General features: G+C 51.4%; 16 protein-coding genes and 1 riboswitch. Of the genes, 5 read left to right on the plus strand and 11 right to left on the minus strand.

Going from position 1 to position 17,965, the window contains the following annotated elements; all coding sequences use genetic code 11:
* Positions 1–197 precede the first annotated feature (197 nt).
* Positions 198–312, plus strand: a riboswitch (glycine riboswitch).
* A gap of 132 nt (positions 313–444) precedes the next feature.
* Positions 445–1,809, plus strand: coding sequence for an alanine/glycine:cation symporter family protein (locus tag AC27K1_RS17220; protein WP_487152033.1), 1,365 nt, complete (start codon positions 445–447; stop codon positions 1,807–1,809).
* Between the two features lie 238 nt (positions 1,810–2,047).
* On the opposite strand, the gene AC27K1_RS17225 is transcribed toward AC27K1_RS17220, so the two are convergent.
* The 3 genes from AC27K1_RS17225 to AC27K1_RS17235 all read right to left on the minus strand — a co-directional run bounded on the left by AC27K1_RS17225 (position 2,048) and on the right by AC27K1_RS17235 (position 6,661).
* On the minus strand, positions 2,048–4,918 hold the full coding sequence (locus AC27K1_RS17225; protein WP_487152034.1) for an autotransporter family protein: 2,871 nt from the start codon (positions 4,916–4,918) through the stop codon (positions 2,048–2,050).
* A 9-nt stretch (positions 4,919–4,927) separates the two neighbouring features.
* Entirely contained in the window at positions 4,928–5,299 is a 372-nt protein-coding gene (locus AC27K1_RS17230) for a T6SS phospholipase effector Tle1-like catalytic domain-containing protein (RefSeq protein ID WP_487152035.1), read from the minus strand.
* Positions 5,300–6,133: 834 nt separating this feature from the next.
* Positions 6,134–6,661: a DUF2058 domain-containing protein gene (locus tag AC27K1_RS17235; RefSeq protein WP_487152036.1), complete on the minus strand. Its 528-nt coding sequence runs from the start codon at positions 6,659–6,661 to the stop codon at positions 6,134–6,136.
* 137 nt (positions 6,662–6,798) lie between these two features.
* Between AC27K1_RS17235 and AC27K1_RS17240 the strand changes: the two genes are divergently transcribed.
* On the plus strand, positions 6,799–7,254 hold the full coding sequence (locus AC27K1_RS17240) for an acyl-CoA thioesterase (protein ID WP_487152037.1): 456 nt from the start codon (positions 6,799–6,801) through the stop codon (positions 7,252–7,254).
* Positions 7,255–7,258: 4 nt separating this feature from the next.
* Here AC27K1_RS17240 and AC27K1_RS17245 read toward each other — a convergent pair whose 3' ends face one another.
* On the minus strand, positions 7,259–8,065 hold the full coding sequence (locus AC27K1_RS17245) for a crotonase/enoyl-CoA hydratase family protein (RefSeq protein ID WP_487152038.1): 807 nt from the start codon (positions 8,063–8,065) through the stop codon (positions 7,259–7,261).
* Between the two features lie 294 nt (positions 8,066–8,359).
* Here AC27K1_RS17245 and AC27K1_RS17250 point away from each other — a divergent pair, with 294 nt between their 5' ends.
* On the plus strand, positions 8,360–9,277 hold the full coding sequence (locus tag AC27K1_RS17250) for a LysR family transcriptional regulator (protein WP_487152039.1): 918 nt from the start codon (positions 8,360–8,362) through the stop codon (positions 9,275–9,277).
* Here AC27K1_RS17250 and AC27K1_RS17255 read toward each other — a convergent pair.
* Positions 9,260–10,270, minus strand: a complete 1,011-nt coding sequence (locus AC27K1_RS17255) for an AEC family transporter (RefSeq protein WP_487152040.1) — start codon at positions 10,268–10,270, stop codon at positions 9,260–9,262. The genes AC27K1_RS17250 and AC27K1_RS17255 overlap by 18 nt on opposite strands.
* 99 nt (positions 10,271–10,369) lie before the next feature.
* Complete coding sequence (locus tag AC27K1_RS17260) at positions 10,370–10,873, minus strand: GNAT family N-acetyltransferase (RefSeq protein ID WP_487152041.1); 504 nt, start codon at positions 10,871–10,873, stop codon at positions 10,370–10,372.
* A gap of 55 nt (positions 10,874–10,928) precedes the next feature.
* Here AC27K1_RS17260 and AC27K1_RS17265 point away from each other — a divergent pair, with 55 nt between their 5' ends.
* A complete protein-coding gene (locus AC27K1_RS17265; protein WP_487152042.1) occupies positions 10,929–11,381 on the plus strand; it encodes a hypothetical protein in 453 nt (150 codons plus the stop codon).
* Positions 11,382–11,389: 8 nt separating this feature from the next.
* On the opposite strand, the gene AC27K1_RS17270 is transcribed toward AC27K1_RS17265, so the two are convergent.
* Entirely contained in the window at positions 11,390–12,460 is a 1,071-nt protein-coding gene (locus AC27K1_RS17270; protein ID WP_487152043.1) for a patatin-like phospholipase domain-containing protein, read from the minus strand.
* Positions 12,461–12,591: 131 nt separating this feature from the next.
* A complete protein-coding gene (locus tag AC27K1_RS17275) occupies positions 12,592–12,834 on the minus strand; it encodes a GrxA family glutaredoxin (protein ID WP_395178766.1) in 243 nt (80 codons plus the stop codon).
* Between the two features lie 260 nt (positions 12,835–13,094).
* On the opposite strand from AC27K1_RS17275, the gene AC27K1_RS17280 reads away from it, so the two are divergent.
* Positions 13,095–14,237, plus strand: coding sequence for a saccharopine dehydrogenase family protein (locus AC27K1_RS17280; RefSeq protein WP_487152044.1), 1,143 nt, complete (start codon positions 13,095–13,097; stop codon positions 14,235–14,237).
* Between the two features lie 95 nt (positions 14,238–14,332).
* Here AC27K1_RS17280 and AC27K1_RS17285 read toward each other — a convergent pair whose 3' ends face one another.
* From AC27K1_RS17285 to AC27K1_RS17295, 3 genes are all read right to left on the minus strand, one after another.
* A complete protein-coding gene (locus tag AC27K1_RS17285; RefSeq protein ID WP_487152045.1) occupies positions 14,333–15,304 on the minus strand; it encodes an ABC transporter permease in 972 nt (323 codons plus the stop codon).
* Positions 15,301–16,281: an ABC transporter permease gene (locus AC27K1_RS17290; RefSeq protein WP_487152046.1), complete on the minus strand. Its 981-nt coding sequence runs from the start codon at positions 16,279–16,281 to the stop codon at positions 15,301–15,303. Before AC27K1_RS17290 ends, AC27K1_RS17285 begins: the two co-directional genes overlap by 4 nt.
* Positions 16,282–16,387: 106 nt before the next feature.
* Positions 16,388–17,944, minus strand: a complete 1,557-nt coding sequence (locus AC27K1_RS17295) for an ABC transporter substrate-binding protein (RefSeq protein WP_487152047.1) — start codon at positions 17,942–17,944, stop codon at positions 16,388–16,390.
* Between the last annotated feature and the right edge of the window lie 21 nt (positions 17,945–17,965).

Raw genomic sequence — 17,965 nt, forward strand, 5'->3', positions numbered from 1 at the left:
TGATGGTCCCTCCCGATGTAATTTCCCGGGGCCATTGTTACAATGGCACAGCTTCATCATGAAGCCTTACCCGGATGAAGGTAGCAGGAGAGCGGTGAGCGGTTTTTCAGAGCCATCACCCACCGAAGAAGTGAATCTTTCAGGTGTCTCCCCGTCGCACAGCCCTTGCTGTACGCCGGATGACGTGGACTGCTACTGGACGGGCCTCTGGAGAGATCCGGTGCAAAACCGGACGCCGAAGGAGCAAAAATGTTTTTTCAGATCGCTGGAAAAACGTTTGAAACTCTCAGGCAAAAGGACAGGGGACAGGCTTATTCCGTTTTCGGGACCGATGCGTTTACCGCCAGGGTTGGTGGTGTCGTCTAATCTTATGCCCTTCTGGAGTACAACCTGCTTCTCCTTCTGAAAAAACGTTGCAGTATCAGTTTTTGACGGAGGATTTCCATGCTCGACGCGTTACACCCGGTGCTTGAAACCATTGATGACTGGGTATGGGGCCCCCCCCTGCTCATTCTGCTGGTGGGAACCGGCGTCTATTTCACCTTCAGGCTGGGCCTGTTGCAGATCCGTTATCTGCACCGTGCGCTCGCCTTTCTGTTCACCCGCGATAACACTGGCGCGAAAGGCGATATTTCCAGCTTTGCCGCGCTATGCACTGCGCTGTCGGCGACCATTGGTACCGGGAATATTGTCGGTGTCGCCACGGCCATCAAGACCGGTGGCCCAGGCGCCCTGTTCTGGATGTGGCTCGCAGCTTTCTTTGGTATGGCGACAAAATACGCCGAATGTCTGCTGGCCGTAAAATACCGCCGAACCGATGCCAAAGGCCAGATGGCCGGTGGCCCGATGTATTACCTGGAATACGGTCTCGGACAGCGTTGGCTGGCACGACTATTCGCGTTCTTTGGTATTGCTGTGGCGTTTTTCGGCATCGGCACCTTCCCCCAGGTAAATGCCATCACCGATGCCGCGGCTCTTTCGTTCGGTATTCCAATCAGTGTCTCTGCGACAGTATTAACGCTGCTGGTCGCCATGGTCATCCTGGGTGGTATCACCAGCATTGCAGCCGTTGCGACCCGAATCGTACCGTTCATGGCCCTGCTCTATATCGGCGCCTGCCTGCTGGTATTGGGGAACAATATCACTGCCCTGCCGGATGCTGTGGCACTGGTGATTCGCAGTGCATTTACACCAACGGCTGCCGCCGGGGGATTCCTGGGTGCAACGATCATGCTGGCCATCCAGTCCGGTATCGCCCGGGGGGTTTTCTCCAATGAGGCCGGTCTGGGTAGCGCCCCGATTGCCGCCGCAGCCGCAAAAACCCATTCACCGGCGAAACAGGGAATGGTTGCCATGACCGGCACCTTTTTCGACACCTTGGTGATCTGCACCATGACCGGACTGACCCTGGTGATCACGGGTGCCTGGCAAGGGGAACTGGCGGGTGCCGCCATGACCAGCGAAGCCTTTGCGACCGGCCTGTCAGCCTTTGCAGGTCAGTATGTCGTTACCATCGGCCTGGTGTTCTTTGCGTTCACCACTATCCTGGGCTGGAGCTACTACGGTGAGAAATGTTTTACCTATCTGTTTGGTGTTCGTGGTGTCAGGATTTACCGCCTGATCTATATCCTGCTTGTGGGAGCCGGTGCCTTCCTGACACTGGATATGATCTGGATACTGGCGGATATCGTGAATGGTCTGATGGCTGTGCCTAACCTCATTGGCCTGATCGGTCTCAGGCATGTGGTGATTGCAGAAACCCGCTTATTCATTGATGAATTACGTCAGGAAAAAGTGGCTGCAGCCTGAACAGATGTTCGCAAAAACATCCAACTGTGATCGTGTAGCATTTGGGGCATTTTTCTTATGCCACGGACACAGCTTCAGGATCAGCAGTGGGAGCGCATGACGGGTAAAGCAAGGTTCATTAATTGATCTTTATAGCTTGTCATATTGACGGGAAAAATAACAAAATCACCAGCGAGTAATAATTCCATCAAAGATGGTTAATTATTACTCGCTGGTGATTTAGGCAATGCGACAGCTCTTAGAAGTCATAACGAACTTTCGCACTGATCGTGTCAGCCTTAAAGCTACTCTTCCATGTGTGGTCATAGCTGACATAGTAGGTCAGGTCATTATCAGCCAGATACTCCACACCCATGCCAACCTGCCAGGTAGTTTTCTCCGGGCTTTCACCTGTTGTGGTCAGTATGGTACTCCCCATCAGAAAACGACTTTCGGTCTGTATCTGGTCAGCTGCAAAGTCATGCCAACCGTTCAGGCTCACCGATGCGTTTAAAACACCCCTGTCCATATCAATAGACTTGATACCTTTCACACCCGCACCAAGCTCAATGGTTTCATAACGCTGAGATTCCACAGAAAGGGCTGCAGCTGACCCTTTTTCCTCGTAGCTTTCAATATCGACCCGCCCATAATTGAAGGAAACGGTTGGCTGGATCAGGATATCCTCCAATCCAAACAGAACGTCCCTGCCCAGGGTCAGGCGTAAGCCATATTGATCAGCATCGTAGTCGGACTCAATAAGCTTATTGAGCCTTTCACCCTCGTTGCCTGTACGACCAACACTGGCTATAACATCCGCAAACCAATCGTTGGACTGCCAGCTTCCATAGAGAGACGCAATAATGCTGTCGGTTTCTGTTGAGTTACTGGAATTCTTGATGTTGGTAGTACCCTCGGCAGCAGTAAGGGCAGCGCCCACCGTCCAGTAATCATCAAGCGCTGCGTCTGCACCAATAGTGATACCCGTGATGTGGGAGGTAAAACCATTGCTTTGCCCCCTCGCATCCTGAGTCCCTTTGCTGTGAAGCAGTTGGGTCCAGACACCACCGGACTGGTACATATCACCTGAGCTAACACCGGAGCGAAGGGCGTCAGTGCGTGACGCTATGCTGCTGAAAGTGACTGATTGCGTGGCAGTTGCCGCCGCGGCGTCAGAGCCGGAGGCGTCCGGCTGAAGGTCTCCTGCAAAATCTTTCAGATTATTAACGTCTTTCTGGGCTTCCTCAAACATTTTGTAAACAGCATCATCCTCCGACATATTGGCGATGACTTCATGCTGGAAAGAGTTAATAAACGCTTTTTCTTCTGCTGTTGCACCGGCCTGACCAATGATATCGCTGGCATTGTTTGCTTTTACCACGACAGTGATCTGATTGTTATCAGTGCCAGCCAGCGTCACCTCAAGCAGAGAGGAATTAGTTCCAATATTCAGGGTTTCATCGACGATATCCAGTTCACCCGCTTCGAGAATGATATATTCATTTCCCTGGATAGTGGCTGTGAAATCATTTTTCTTTCCTTCAACCAAAACCGCTGAGCCAGCCTCAAGTGTTGCCTTCCCCTCAACATCGATAACAGGCTGATCAGCTGCTGTAGAATTGCTCAAAACAGCAATAATTTCACCACTGCCCTGATAGCTTGCGAAAGATGATCCCTGCTCAGTGCGGAATGTGCCACTATTATTAAGACTGAGGGCTTCACCAAAAACCTTGCCGTCAATCAGACCGGTATTCTCAAGTACATCTTCCACATCACTGTCGTATTTAACGGCGAAATCGCCCCCTCGTATAGTGCCCTCATTCAGAAATACGTCACCTAACTCTCCGTACTCACCATATTCATCTGCATCAATATGGAGGGCTATTCCCTTATTACCAAGACTTTCTATCAGACCAGTGTTTATGAAGCCACTTTCCGGTTCTCCATAATATCCGAGATAGCCCCCTTTAACATGGACAGCCGTTCCATCATCAGCAGTGGCACGAATAATACCCTCATTGAGAAACTGACCCACGTATCCTTCGACACTAAGGCCTTTACTGCCACCTTGAATGAGATTCTCATTATTTAATGCTGTAACACTGCCACCAATATTTATTCCGACTTCACCTCCAGTGATAACCCCAAGGTTATTAAGTTCGTTCAGGTCCCCATTAAGTTCTACACCAATGGAACCACCTGCAATCAAGCCAGAATTATTGATTATGTCTATAGAATCATTTGCAGATATACCAATATCACCTCCTGTAATTTCGCCTGTTTCCAAATTTGACAGGATTCCTACCTCGCCATCAGCATTAATGCCTATTTGATCCCCTTTAATAGTGCCTTCATTCTGAATGACATCAACCACCGACATGAAACCATCTTCTATGAAAATACCGTTCTTCCCACCTTCAATAAGGCCTGTCGATGAGTTGGTAATCAGTTCAGCATGACCATCAATATGAATGCCATGCTCACCACCGGTAATTACATTGTCATTTTGAATAGTGCCAAAATTGAGATCAACAAAGATACCAGAAATGCCCCCCGAAATTGTGCCAGTAGCTCCGTTAACGATGGACGCTGTCTCGTCATTAGGGCCAACACCATCAATTGCAACACCGTACTCCCCCCCACTGATAGAACCATTGTTATTTATCAGACCTGCCGCATCTATTGAAATGCCAACCTCACCTCCAGAAATTATACCGGAAGATGAATTAACAATTTCGTCAACATCATCTGCTAAAATTCCTATCCAACCACCACTAATCAATCCTTCATTAATAATGTTTCCTGCCGAGCCCTCTATAACGATTGCGACGTCACCTTTAATGACTCCGTTCTCTTTATTAATAATGTCTCCAGCTATGAAGCCCTCAATATCAATGCCATACCAGTCTTTTCCGTTAATGGTTCCTTGGTTAATAATATTGCCAGAAATGTTTTCCCCTTCAAGAGCGCCGAAGGCGAAGGCATCTTCTTCATCCAGGGTAACTTCCTGGCCAGCGCCAACAGTATAACCACCCTGCGGGATTTCCAGCGCCAATGTGACAGGAGCGTAAATGCTGGCAGCAATAATGGCAGATATCGCTGCTGGCAAGAGAGATTGTTTAAATTCCATGGTAAGCCTCTACATTTCATCATGCTTACCATGATGAAACCCATTAAGAGCCTTGTTTATTAACCCACACAAAGATCGAACGGTATAAGCACACCGGCGAAAACCAAGCAGGCATATGTCATCACCATCCGCATGATCTTGGACGAAGTACCTATAGCCATCCATGATGTTTATGTGGAATCCATGTCCGGTCACGCTGCCAATCACAACCTTGCAGGAGGAGCCAACTGCCCAGTCGTACAACTGCGGTTGTCCAACATCATCCAGGGCAATTGACTGAGTGGAACAAGAGAACCTCAGTGCATTGGTAAGCGTATCTTCCCGCTCTTTTTCAAGGCAGATCCACGCGCCATTTGCACATAAAAGCATTCTCTCTAGCACAAAAAACTCCCTCCACCTGGCAGCGAATATCCAGACAAACGAAGCCTAAGCACGTCTTTTTTTTTCGTACACTTTGTGTTTGGGTACTCACCCCACGCTAGCACCCTGATGCAATGATGCTCTTCAACCTGTTTAATCACTAGGGCAAAAAATAAGCATTTTTTTTAAAGAGGTTTTTGCAATTTTTTCTAAAACGTTCGTTCCGTTTTATATTCGATATTAGATATTTATTGAAGATCTGCACAAAGCTGGGAAAGATTGCTTACCAAATGCAAACGACGATTGGTGTTACATAACCAGCAAATCTTGGACGTATGCTTGAAGATTATACCATCGACAATATGGAAGTCTTTTTCACGAACCTGAAGAATCGGCTCAGTATAAGCAAGATGGTAGTAAGTCCAGTGACGGACTGACCACAAAAATCCATACCAATGTTGATGCGTTGGACAACCTGTTCGTTTTACCCTGACGCCTGAAAGCGCTTCTGAGTTCGATCAAGCCCTTACGTTGATAGCGGCTTTTGGCAGAACAGGGTTATGTTTCAACTGTTTCAGCTCAGAAGATAAAAAACAAGGGAGCGAAGCCCGTTATTCCGCAAAGCCGAAGCAGGCTTGTGGAACGGGCATATGACAAAGAGTGGAATGTCATAGAACGTCTGTTTCAGAAATTACAGCCATTTCGCTGCATAATCACTGAAAACGAAAAGCCAAGACACAGTCACCTTGGAATGCTTTATGGAACAGCTAGTACGGTATAGCTGGCTTAATCATGCCCCGAATAAAAAAACACCGGCAATTGCCGGTGTTTTTTTATTCATCTCAGACCGTCGTCTTACCACATCAGGTCATCCGGAATCTGGTAATCCGCATACGGATCATCTTCATCGACTTCCTTGCGGGTGTTCAGCACCAGTATGGCCGCCTCGTCACGCTCTGCAATCTTTTCCGCAATACGGTAAGGCACCAGGTAATACTGGTCATCCAGGCCGATCACTGCCAACTGACCATTGGCAATCCGATCCAGTTGCTTGTCAGAGATATACCACTTTTTGATCGTACCGCGATCATTGAAGCGGTAAGCGGTTTCACCCTCTTCTTTCGCGACCTGATGATCACTCGCCAGCTGACGGATCTGTGCCTGGATCGCCTTGCGGGTGCGCTCCTCTTCCCGCTGACGGTTCAGTTCCCGATCACGGGCCGCCTGCTCTTCACGGGCCTTCTGGGCCGCGGCCTTGTTGGCGGCAGAATCGTCTTCCTTACCGGCCTTGCGGTCCTTTTTCTTCTGGGTACGGGCTTGCTGGTGCTGCTTTTTGCTGACCGCACCGGCTTTCAGCAACTGGTCTCGTAATGACAGGCTCATAACTCTCAATCAATACCAATGAAACAATGGGTGCGATTATACCCTCACAACCTGCAATCGCACCCCCCGGGGTTGTACAGAATGTTACCTCTCTCTAACATGCCAGTTAGCGTTGATAACAAGCCAGGGTTGTACACGTGAGCAAGACACAATGGACATGGGATTTGCCGTCACCCTTTATCATGACGGTGTCGGCCGGATTCGAACATACTGACCGACTGGGTCACGTGAACAACACTGTGTACCTGCAATGGATGGAACAGGCCGCCTGGCTCCATATCACCGACCTCGGCGCCCCATGGATTACCTGGCAACAGGCGGATCGCGCCATGGCCACCGTTGACACCCATATTCACTATCACGCTGCCGCCACCTCAGGCAGTCTGATGAAAGTTGGCACCTGGTTAACGAAGGCTAACCGCCTGCATGCCAGCCGCCATTTCCAGATTATCCGCACCAGCGATGGCGCCACACTGGTGACCGCGGATATTGATTACACCTGCATCGCGATCTCCACCGGTAAACCGGCTCGTATGCCGGGCTTTATGGCAAATGCCCATCAATGCGGTGTGACCAGCCCGGCAACGCCCTGATGCATTATTGCCCGGTAAACCGGGCTTCCCGTTTTTCAAGGAAGGCATTGACCGCTTCGCTGTGATCCCGCGTGCCATGCAACATTGCCTGTATGCTGGCCGATGCTTCCAGCAGTTCAGGCAATGCCATTGTTTGCCCCTGCTTCAAGAGTCGTTTCGTGGCTTTTAAGGCCTGTGGAGGATTCGCAGCGATTTCCTGTGCAATCGCATTGGCACGAGACATCAGTTGATCCCCACTTACCACTTCCGATACCAGCCCCCAGCGACAGGCCGTTTCCGCATCAATGGATCGCCCGGTCAACGCCATCTCTGTTGCACGACTGATACCAATGACACGGGGTAAGAACCAGGCACCGCCATCCCCCGGAATCAGCCCCATTTTGATGAAACTTTCCGCAAACATTGCGGTGTCTGATGCAATGCGGATATCGCACATACAGGCAAGGTCACAGCCCGCACCGACGGCCGCGCCATTGACTGCGGCAATCACCGGCACTTCAACCTGAGATAACGCCAGGGGAATGCGTTGAATGCCCTGCTGGTAATTTTCCATCAATGCTTTCTCATCACCAGCGAACATGCCTTTCTTGTCGCGCATATCCTTGATATTGCCTCCCGAACAAAAGGTACTGCCTGTAGCGGTCAGGATCACGACACGAATACTGTCGTCAGCATTCAATCGCTGGCACGCGGCCACCAGCGCTTCCACCATATCGGCCTCGGAAATAGCATGACGCGTCTCAGGCCTGTTCAACGTGATAGTGGCAATATGATCCTGCTGGTCAAATATAAGAATGGGCTGTTCTGGCATTGTCATGTTCCGCTGCAAGTCAAAAGACAGTGACGGTGCTTTTATTGTTCATACCGCCAGCCTTGGCATAATGGCAGAGATCATTGATCACTGCATCAGACGGTCCCTCGTTGCCGGCCTGAAAACCCGTTTCTCTGGATCTTCCAGGAATAACCTAACAACGACCAACTCATCATTTTCTAGAAGAGTGATTATTCAAAGGAACATCCTCACTACTGAGAACACCAAATTGCCTTTTCAGCTCCCTGACGATAAGGTGCGCCCGTTCAATCGAAAGGATCCGTTTTACCTGCCATGTCAGAAGTTAACCTGGAAGCGTTACAGGTATTCGTCACGGTTATCCGGGAAGGTAGCTTCACTTCAGCATCCCGTTACCTTGGGATTCCCGCCTCTACTGTCAGCCGTAAAATCAGCCAGTTGGAAAAAAGCCTTGGCTGTCGTTTGTTAATACGCTCTACCCGTCGCCTGCAGCTGACGGAAACCGGTCAACGCTATTTCCACCGATGTGCCACCGGGCTTGATACCATTGAAGAAGCCAACCGGGAATTACAGCAATCCCTGGAAACACCGGAAGGGCTGTTGCGAATTACAGCGCCTATCAATCTGGCCAGTAGTTTTCTTTCACCGCACTTTGCTGATTTCAGCGTCGAATGGCCAGCGATCCGTCTCGATATAGACCTGACCAATGATTTCCCTTCCTTTCTGGATCAGTCGATTGATGTCGCCTTTGTCGGCGGAGAACTGCCTGACTCCGACCTGATTGCCAGGCCCATCGGCCTGCTGCGTTACGGGCTGTATGCCAGTCATCACTATCTCCGGGATCGGGAGCTGCCCGATCATCCCAACCAGCTGGCCAACCATGACCTGATCATGACCTGGCCACTCAAGGAGTGGCGCCTTACTCACCCCGGCGGAGAATTTATTCGCATTCAGAAATCGCCGCGTATAAATGTCAACGAGATGTTTACCGCAGTGATCGCAGCCGGTCGAGGACTCGGCATCGTTAACCTGCCCCATGCCTATGTGGCCATGCATAAGGACAAAGTCCCCCTGACACCGCTGCTACCGGAATGGGAAGGCGCGTGTCGTACGCTCAGCATGATTTACCACAGTCGTGAACACTTGCCGCAGCGCGTGCGCCTTTTTATGGATTTTATGCAGGAACGTCTGCACTCCGTTCTGGGAGAGACTCACTCAGGCCATACGAGTTAGCAGCATTTGGACCATAGGTACTGTCAAAAGTGTCAGCAACGTGCCGACCATAATGGCCCTTGCAGAACCTTTGGTGTAGATACCATATTGCTCAGCAATCACGTACACATTGGCTGCGGTTGGCAAGGCCGCCAGCAGCGTTCCCATGCGTAACCATTGACCACTGACGCCGAGATAACGAAGGCAGATCAGCGTCAACAGGGGCTGCAGCAAGAGTTTGGCCCCACTCACGACCATGAGGCTAACCACATCCCGCGAACCACCTGATACAGTCGCTGGCTGCTCCGACGATCGCCCCGCCAGCACCATACCAATGGCAAACAGGGCGACAGGACAGGTGGTATCCGCCAGCATATGCAGAAAACGGTTGATGGGTGCAGGTAGGGAAATCTGCAGCAAACTGATCAACAGACCAACGATCGTCGCCAATATAAAAGGATTCAGTACAACACGGACAATAATACGCCCCAGCAACTGGCGGATACGGTAACCCTGGGTGGCATAGTGCAATTCAATCTTGATCAGGGCCAGCACCAGCATGACGTTAGACAATACCGTTGTTATCACCGCAGCAATAATGGCATCAGGAGAATTCGGGAACAGCCCCAGCAACAGGGGAATGCCAATATATCCGGTATTGGCGAAAGACGCGGTATACGACTGTAACCCACTTTCTGCCAGTGAACGCTTCAACAGACGGTGAGCGATGACAAACACACCGATGTAAACGCCGATTGCCGCCAGTAGATACCCCAGCATGAAATCCCAGCGAAGAATCTGATCCAGTGACGCTTCACCCAATCCCGTGACCAGCAAGGCCGGTACCGCGAAGAAGTAAACATACCGATTCAGCGCCGTATCGCTACCGGATGGCAGCAATGAAAAACGTGCGGCAATACCACCCGACAGCATCAGGGCAAAAACGGGAAACAATGCACTCAGAAGAACGGCCAAAACAAACCCTACCTGATCATCGTAAAATGACGGGATCATAAGGTTTTATCATCCGCAAGAAAAAGCTGCGTTTCAGCAAAGAATCATGCTGATTATGCCATCTGTATCACTAATCCCCGGTACGACGGGAACAGACAATTACATCGTCTGATCAACCGCGGGTAAAATGCGCTGCCAGTAACCTACATCCAGCCTACGTCCGAACTTGACGCCAACCTCACGCAAGTGCGCCACCTGGACAAACCCGTGTCGCTCATGCAACCGGACACTGGCCGCATTAGGCAGGGACACAATACCGATGACCGAATGCATGGACATGGCCGTCAACCGTTCGATCAAAGCCTCATACAGCTGCGAACCCAGCCCCCGGCCTGACACTTCTTTAGCAAGATACACACTGGTTTCACAGGTATAACGGTACGCAGAACGGTCTTTCCAGGGACTGGCATAGGCATAGCCCATGACGACACCAGCGTCTTCGATAACCAGCCAGGGAAACCGTGTCTGTATGGAAAGAATTCGATCAAGCATGACGTTCTCAGTGATCGCCTGCTCTTCAAAGGTGGCGGTACTTTCTTCAATATAATGATTGTAAATTGCGCAGACACGGGCAGCGTCTGCCGGGACACAATCACGAATCATACTCTCTCCCCCCCGTGACAGGTATGCATTCAAGGACTTAACAGGCAAACCTTCCATGCAATGGCAAACCCTCTCCGCAACCGTGACACCCGGCCATGGTGTAGCATCCGGGCAACACCCTGACCCGCGCTTTCCAGAAGGTTCCCTGAATTGGCAGTTCCCGCTGTTTGAGGCACTCGGCCTTGATCTCTCAGGATTCTACCGGGGCACGCTGAATCTCTCTATTACTCCTGCAACCTACCGGATTGTCACACCCTATCGTTGTTTTCGCGGTGTTAAATGGTGTGACGCCATGCCAATGGAAGACTTCTCCTTTTTCCGATGCAAAGTCGGTACTCACATGGATCATCTGGCCGATGGCTACGTCTACTACCCGCATCCGGAAACCAAGCCAGACCATTTCCAGTCACCGGATATTCTGGAAATCATTACCCGGCCTCTGCCTGGTATAAAATACGGCTCAGCGATGATACTGCAGCTGAATCCCGGGGAGATCAGTATCCTGTAACCAATCACTCATGCGAATGGCTGCACATGCTGTGCAAGATCACCCTTTTCCAGTCGCTCAAGCAACTCATCCCCCAAACGCTGGCTTTCCCGAATCACGATTTGCCAGTACCGGATGCGCTGCTGGTCATCCATGCGGACAAAATCTTTCCGGTCAGGAATCTTGCCATAAGGCAACTGACTGACAAACGACGGTGACGGCGCCACCATAACCACATTCCGGTAGTTGTCCGCGGAGGGTTTGCGCCATTTCAGTGATTTATCGAACCAGCCCGGTATCGCGCGGTCATAAAAGTGCGGATAAAACACCAAGCCATTGCCCTGGTTAAACGGCAGGTCGAAATGGTAATCCGTGACACCGCCATCGCGGTACATGCCGGGGCCTGCACCATGAATATCGCGCACTCCTGACAAAGCCAGCGGAATAGAGCCGGAAGCCACGATGGCATCTTCAATATTCCCGGTACTGATCGGGACATTCCGTGTCGGCAGATCATCCAGCGACCAGAATGGTGGGCGCTCGTCCGGATGATGAAACAAGACCCGTGTAAAGAAACGCCCCAAATGGCGTCGGGACAAGGCATTACCTGCTGCACTCATTAACAGACCTGCAGCCTGCAGGTGTTTTTGTTCACAAGCTGCCAGTCCATGACACTGGGCCGTAATCAGGTTTAATTTAACGGTGGGGTTCGCAACAATCTCGCAGGCTCCGTTGTCTGCCAACATATCTTTGATAAGCGCACGACACTTTTCGGTAATTTCCGCAGCCGTCGCCTGTTTGGAATAACGCTGATGCAGGTATCCCTGTTCAAAACGTCGATGAGCAGACAGCGGATCAGCCTGAGCAAAACAGGAAAACCGCCAGCATCCTGCAGACGTACCCAAAAGATGAAGCGGGGACTGCCGGGTTGGCAGGAGATTCGAAATGATCGCTTTATCGAGTCCCGTCAGCACAAACCATTTGGGACCGCCGGAAGCACCCGCCATGACATCGACATCATGAAAGGAAAAACCATCGTTTTGAATTTTTTGAAGTGCGTCATACCCGGCACGGATGACGAGAGAAGAACCTGTGGCCATGCTTTTCTGGATTATGTTATTGAGCTGGCGATTGTTACAGATCGACACCCGAAAAAAAGAAACAATGGGTGTCAATGGGTTGTCTATCGGTAACAGACACACTAATAGTGTCTGTTACCTGACAGCGCCGATCAGAGGCCCTGTTCTTTCACATAAGCGTCCAGTTCGGTAAAGCCACCGATGTAATCCTGGCCGTGGAAAATCTGGGGAACCGTTTCTACCGGACGGCCAACGGTTTTTTCAAGGTCTTCCTTGGAGATACCTTCTTCATAGATATCAACATACTTGAAAGGCAGCCCTTTCTGCTCACAAAGCTCTTTGGCACGGACGCAGTAACCGCAACCAGGACGACCGAAGATAGTAAACCGTTTCATGGAATGCCTCAAAACTGTTATCACGGCAGGGACCAGCCCGCAGGCAGGAACCGCCACTTTTCTGTGCGCCAGTATGCAACCAACCGCTACGATAAAACAATTACTTATAACAATCACGCACATAGACAGGCTAAATCATCCATACAGAGAACCATCCGCCTGTAACCTGCCAGCCATAAGCTATTCCGGCCCCAGAACCTCCCTATACTGAGGGTTATATTTCACGATTTCCGTTCACCAGCTACAGGTAGGATGCTGTAATGAAACAGATACTTCTTGTCGGCGCAGGGAAGATTGGCGCCATGATCAGCGAACTCCTGGCGGGCCAGGGTGGTTATGAAGTCACTGTCGCCGACAGCCATACGGCAGGCTTCGACCAGTTACCCAAATATCCGGCCATCCGTACATTACAACTGGATGTCTATGACCACGACGCCTTATCCAAGGCGCTGAAAGGGAAATACGCTGTCATTTCTGCCGGCCCCTACCACCTCAGCGCCATTATCGCAGAAGCCGCCCTTAAACATCGCTGTCACTACCTTGACCTGACGGAAGATGTTGCCAACACCCGCCTGGTCAAGGCTCTGGCGGAAAAGGCAGAAACTGCCTTCATTCCTCAATGCGGCCTTGCGCCGGGTTTTATCTCGATCATTACCCATCACCTGGCCAGCATGTTTGATCACCTGGACAATGTCCATATGCGGGTTGGCGCCTTGCCGACCTACCCCTCCAACGGACTCAAATACAACCTGACCTGGTCCACTGAAGGTCTGCTCAATGAGTACAGCCAACCCTGCGAAGCCATTGTCGAGGGCGAGCTGAAAGAAGTGCAACCCCTGGAACAGCTGGAACACTTCTCCCTGGATGGCATTAACTACGAGGCCTTCAATACCTCTGGCGGGCTCGGCACCCTCTGCGAAACCCTGCACGGCAAAGTCCGCAATCTCAATTACCGTACCGTTCGCTATCCCGGCCATCGGGATGCCATGAAGTTATTGCTGAATGACCTTCGCCTGAAAGAACGTCGGGATCTGCTCAAGGAAATTATGGAAGATGCCCTACCCATCACACTGCAGGATGTGGTGCTCGTTTTCGTCAATGTGAGCGGCGAGATTAATAACCGCCTCGTTCAGGAAACCTGGACCCGCAAACTCTATGGCCAGAAGATCGGAGATCGTTTCTGGAGTGCGATCCAGACGACAACGGCATCTAGCATCTGTGCGATGCTGGATTTACTGGTCGAGGGCCGTCTGCCCCAGAAAGGGCTGGTCAGACAGGAAGATACCAACTTTGAGGATTTCATTAACAACCGGTTTGGTCAGGTTTACCAGGGCAGCGACAAATCGCTGAGCCAGTCTCCCTTACCGGGCGAACGGCTGGCCGCCTTTCGATCACAAAACTGATGTCATTAAAGCCAACGCTCATCAAGCAGATTTTTCGAATAAACCTGAAAAAGCCCGGTGTTCCGAGTCGATTGGAACACCGGGCTTTTTAACAATTACCCTTTATACAGTTTCGGATTCATTACATCCCGTAGCCAGTCCCCCAGAATGTTGATGACCATCACCAGCAGGATCAACACCAGGCCGGGAATCACGGTAATCCACCAGGAACCGGAGAAAATGTACTCAAACCCACTGGAAATCAGTGAACCGAGAGATGGCTGAGATACCGGCATCCCCAATCCCAGGAACGAAAGCGCTGCTTCGCTGATAATCGCATTGGCAATCTGCACCGTGGAAATGACCAGAATTGGCGACAGAGTATTAGGAAGAATATGGCGGAACATAATGCGTCCGGAACCAAATCCCATAACACGCGCCGCTTCCACGTACTCTTTTTTCTTTTCAGCGAGTACAGATGCCCTAACGGTACGGGCATACTGTGGCCATTCGGCAATCCCTATCACCAGAATCAACATCAACATGGCCAGCTTGCTGTACAGTTCCGTACCGAAAGAAGCCTGGAACACGGCCAGCACAATAATCGCGACCATCATGGTCGAAAACGATAGCTGGATATCAGCAACCCGCATCAGGAAGCTGTCCACCCGTCCACCGACATAACCTGCCGTCAGACCGATCACCACCCCCAAGAACGCCTGCAGCAATACTGCACACAGACCGATGGTTATGGAGATACGCATACCGTAGAGAATCGTACTGTAGAGGTCTCGCCCCTGGGCATCAGTACCCAGAAGAAAACGCTCATCACCAGCTTCATCCCAGAGCGGTGAAATTTCCGAATCCATAATATCGATGGTGGAAATATCATAGGGGTTGGTCGGTGCCAACACCGGCGCCAGCAGGGCCGCTGCCACCAGCAGGACAAAAATAGCGGCACAGACCATTGCCACCCGGTCACGGGTAAAGCTGTACCAGAAGGTGGACTGACGAAAGCGCTGCCACTTGGACAATGGGGCCGACACCTGTGCAGCTGTCGTTTGGCCGGCAATCATGGCATCACTCATTGGCTGCTCCTTGTCAGCTTGACGGTTGGGTTAATCAGGCCGTAGATCAGGTCCACCAGCGTATTAACGATGACAAAGATCGCACCGACCACAATCAGGTAGGCGACAATCAACGGCGTATCAACACGGTTAACCGCTTCCAGGAACAGGAAGCCCATGCCAGGCCACTGGAAAACCGTTTCCGTCAGAATGGTATAAGCGACCATGGTACCGATCTGAACACCACCGACCGTGATGACCGGCAGCATGGTGTTTTTCAAGGCATGCAGAAAGTAAATGCGTGCTTTCTTCAGGCCTTTGGCGGTGGCGAACTTCACATACTCGGTATGGAGCGCTTCCACCATCTCCGAACGGATCAGGCGAATAAACAACGGCAGCATGATACTGGCCAGGGAAATACAGGGCAGGATGAGATGCAGCAATCCGTCACGGGTCAGGTAACCGGATTCCCAGCTCCCTATCACCGGCACTACCTCACCGCGACCGTAGGACGGCAACCAACCCAGCTCAATGGAAAACAGGTAAATACAGAAAATCGCAGTAAGAAAAACGGGGACCGATATGCCCAGCAGACTGAATCCCAGAATCCCCCGAGTCAACCAGCTGTCCGGACGAATGGCACAGTAAACACCCGCGGGAATCGACAACAGGACAATGATGATCGTAGCGCCAAATACCAGCTCAAGGGTTGCAGGCATCTTGCCAAGAATCACTTCCAGGGCCGGTTCCTTAAAGAAATACGAAGTGCCCAAATCGCCCTGGACGGCCTTACTCAAAAAGCGGCCATATTGCACCAGGAAGGGGTCATTCAGGCCCATTTCGTCACGCAGCGCCTCACGCTCCGCCTCGGATACCGCCTGGCCAACCAGCTCGCGCAGCGGATCCCCCAGGTTATCCTGGATTGAAAAACTGATGATGCTGATAACAAACATCACGATAAGCGCCTGCCACAGGCGTCTGGCAAGAAATGCAAGCATGAAACCATCACTTATCAGTCAGGGTTCGGATGGCATAAACGACGCAGCGCATGCCGTCGGAAGGTCAGTCTGACTGCCAGCCACCGGGCTGGCAGTCAGTCAGCCATTACTCTTCGATGACAAGGTCACCCAGGTAAGGGAAGTTCATCACGTTGACAACATCGGCAGCCTTAACATGCTTGCCGGCGCCCCAGGCCAGGTTTTCCCAGTGCAGGGGAACGAATGCCGCTTCTTCATACAGGGTGCGTTCAACCTGCTTCAGCAGTTCCGCACGTTTCGCCGGATCAGTCTCACTGCCGGCATCACGCACCATGCTGTCGACCAGCTTGTTGCAGTAGTTACCGCTGTTGTACTGTCCCCAGCCGGTATCCAGGTCGGCACAGGCCGTCAGGTACTCGGTGAAGTTGGCAGAGTCTTCGGTGTCAGAGTGCCAGCCGATCATCATGATGTCCGCCGAACGTTCATCAAACTCGGGCCAGTACTGCGCTTTGGGCATGGTCTTGAGATCAACCTTGATGTTGATTCTGGCCAGCATGCTGGCGACCGCCTGAGCCGTCTTGTCATCGTTGATGTAACGGTTATTGGGCGCCATCATGGTCACACTGAAGCCATCCTCATAACCGGCTTCCTTCATTAGCGCCTTGGCTTTTTTCAGGTCATAACGGGGCTTGAGGTCATCCTGGTAAGCCACGTAGCCTTTTGGACCCTGTTGACCGGCTGCCGTCGCGAAGCCTTTCATGATTTTCTTCACGATGCCTTCGTTATTGATGGCATACACGACTGCCTGACGGACACGCTTGTCTTTAAAGGCTTCAACACGACTCTGGTTAAGCTGCAGGGTGATGATACGGGTGCCGGGCAGGGTGACCAGTTGGGTATTACTGCTTTTCTTGAGTCGCTCGTGATCAGTCGGCGCGACAGGATAGATAAAGTCCACGTCACCAGAGAGCAGTGCCGCTACCCGGGTAGGGTCTTCCTTGATGGGCGTCATGATGATCTCATCCACGTTACCTGGAGACTGCTTGTCCCAGTAATCATCAAAACGGTCAAAGTTGACCCGGACACCCTGCTGACGATAGCTAACTGTGTAAGGTCCGGTGCCGGACACATTGCGTGATGCAAAGGTATCCGCATGCTTTTTCAGCAGGTCCTTTGGCTGACCCTTGTCATCCATACCGGTATAGAACGCGCTGTCCATCGGGAAGATGTAGGTCGCTGCATTCAGTACCAGCGGATAGGGCTTCTCTGTCACCAGGTCAAACGTCAACTCATCAACGACATTGACTGCGCTAAAAGGACCAAAAACACCCTTGAAGTCCGGGCTTGCCTTGAGACGGCTGAAGGTCCATTTCACATCTTCGGCGGTCAGCGTATTGCCTGAGTGAAACTTGACGCCTTTACGCAGGTGGAATCGCATGGTGCGATCATCAATACGCTCCCACTTCTCTGCCAATCGAGGCGCAAACTCAAGATTCTGATCCCAGCGCACCAGCGGATCAAACACCATATGAGACATCTGCAGTGTACCGCCGGACAGCTGCTCATGAGGATCCAGCGACACAGGGTCAGCGTCGTACGCCATTTTCAGGGTGGCGGCATTCGCCCCTATCGTCAGCGACAGGGCCAGCATCGCGCCAGCCAGTTTTTTCACGGTTGTCTTCATTGTTCCCCCGTTTTTCGGACG

It is taken from the genome of Kistimonas ophiarachnellae (assembly GCF_057552235.1).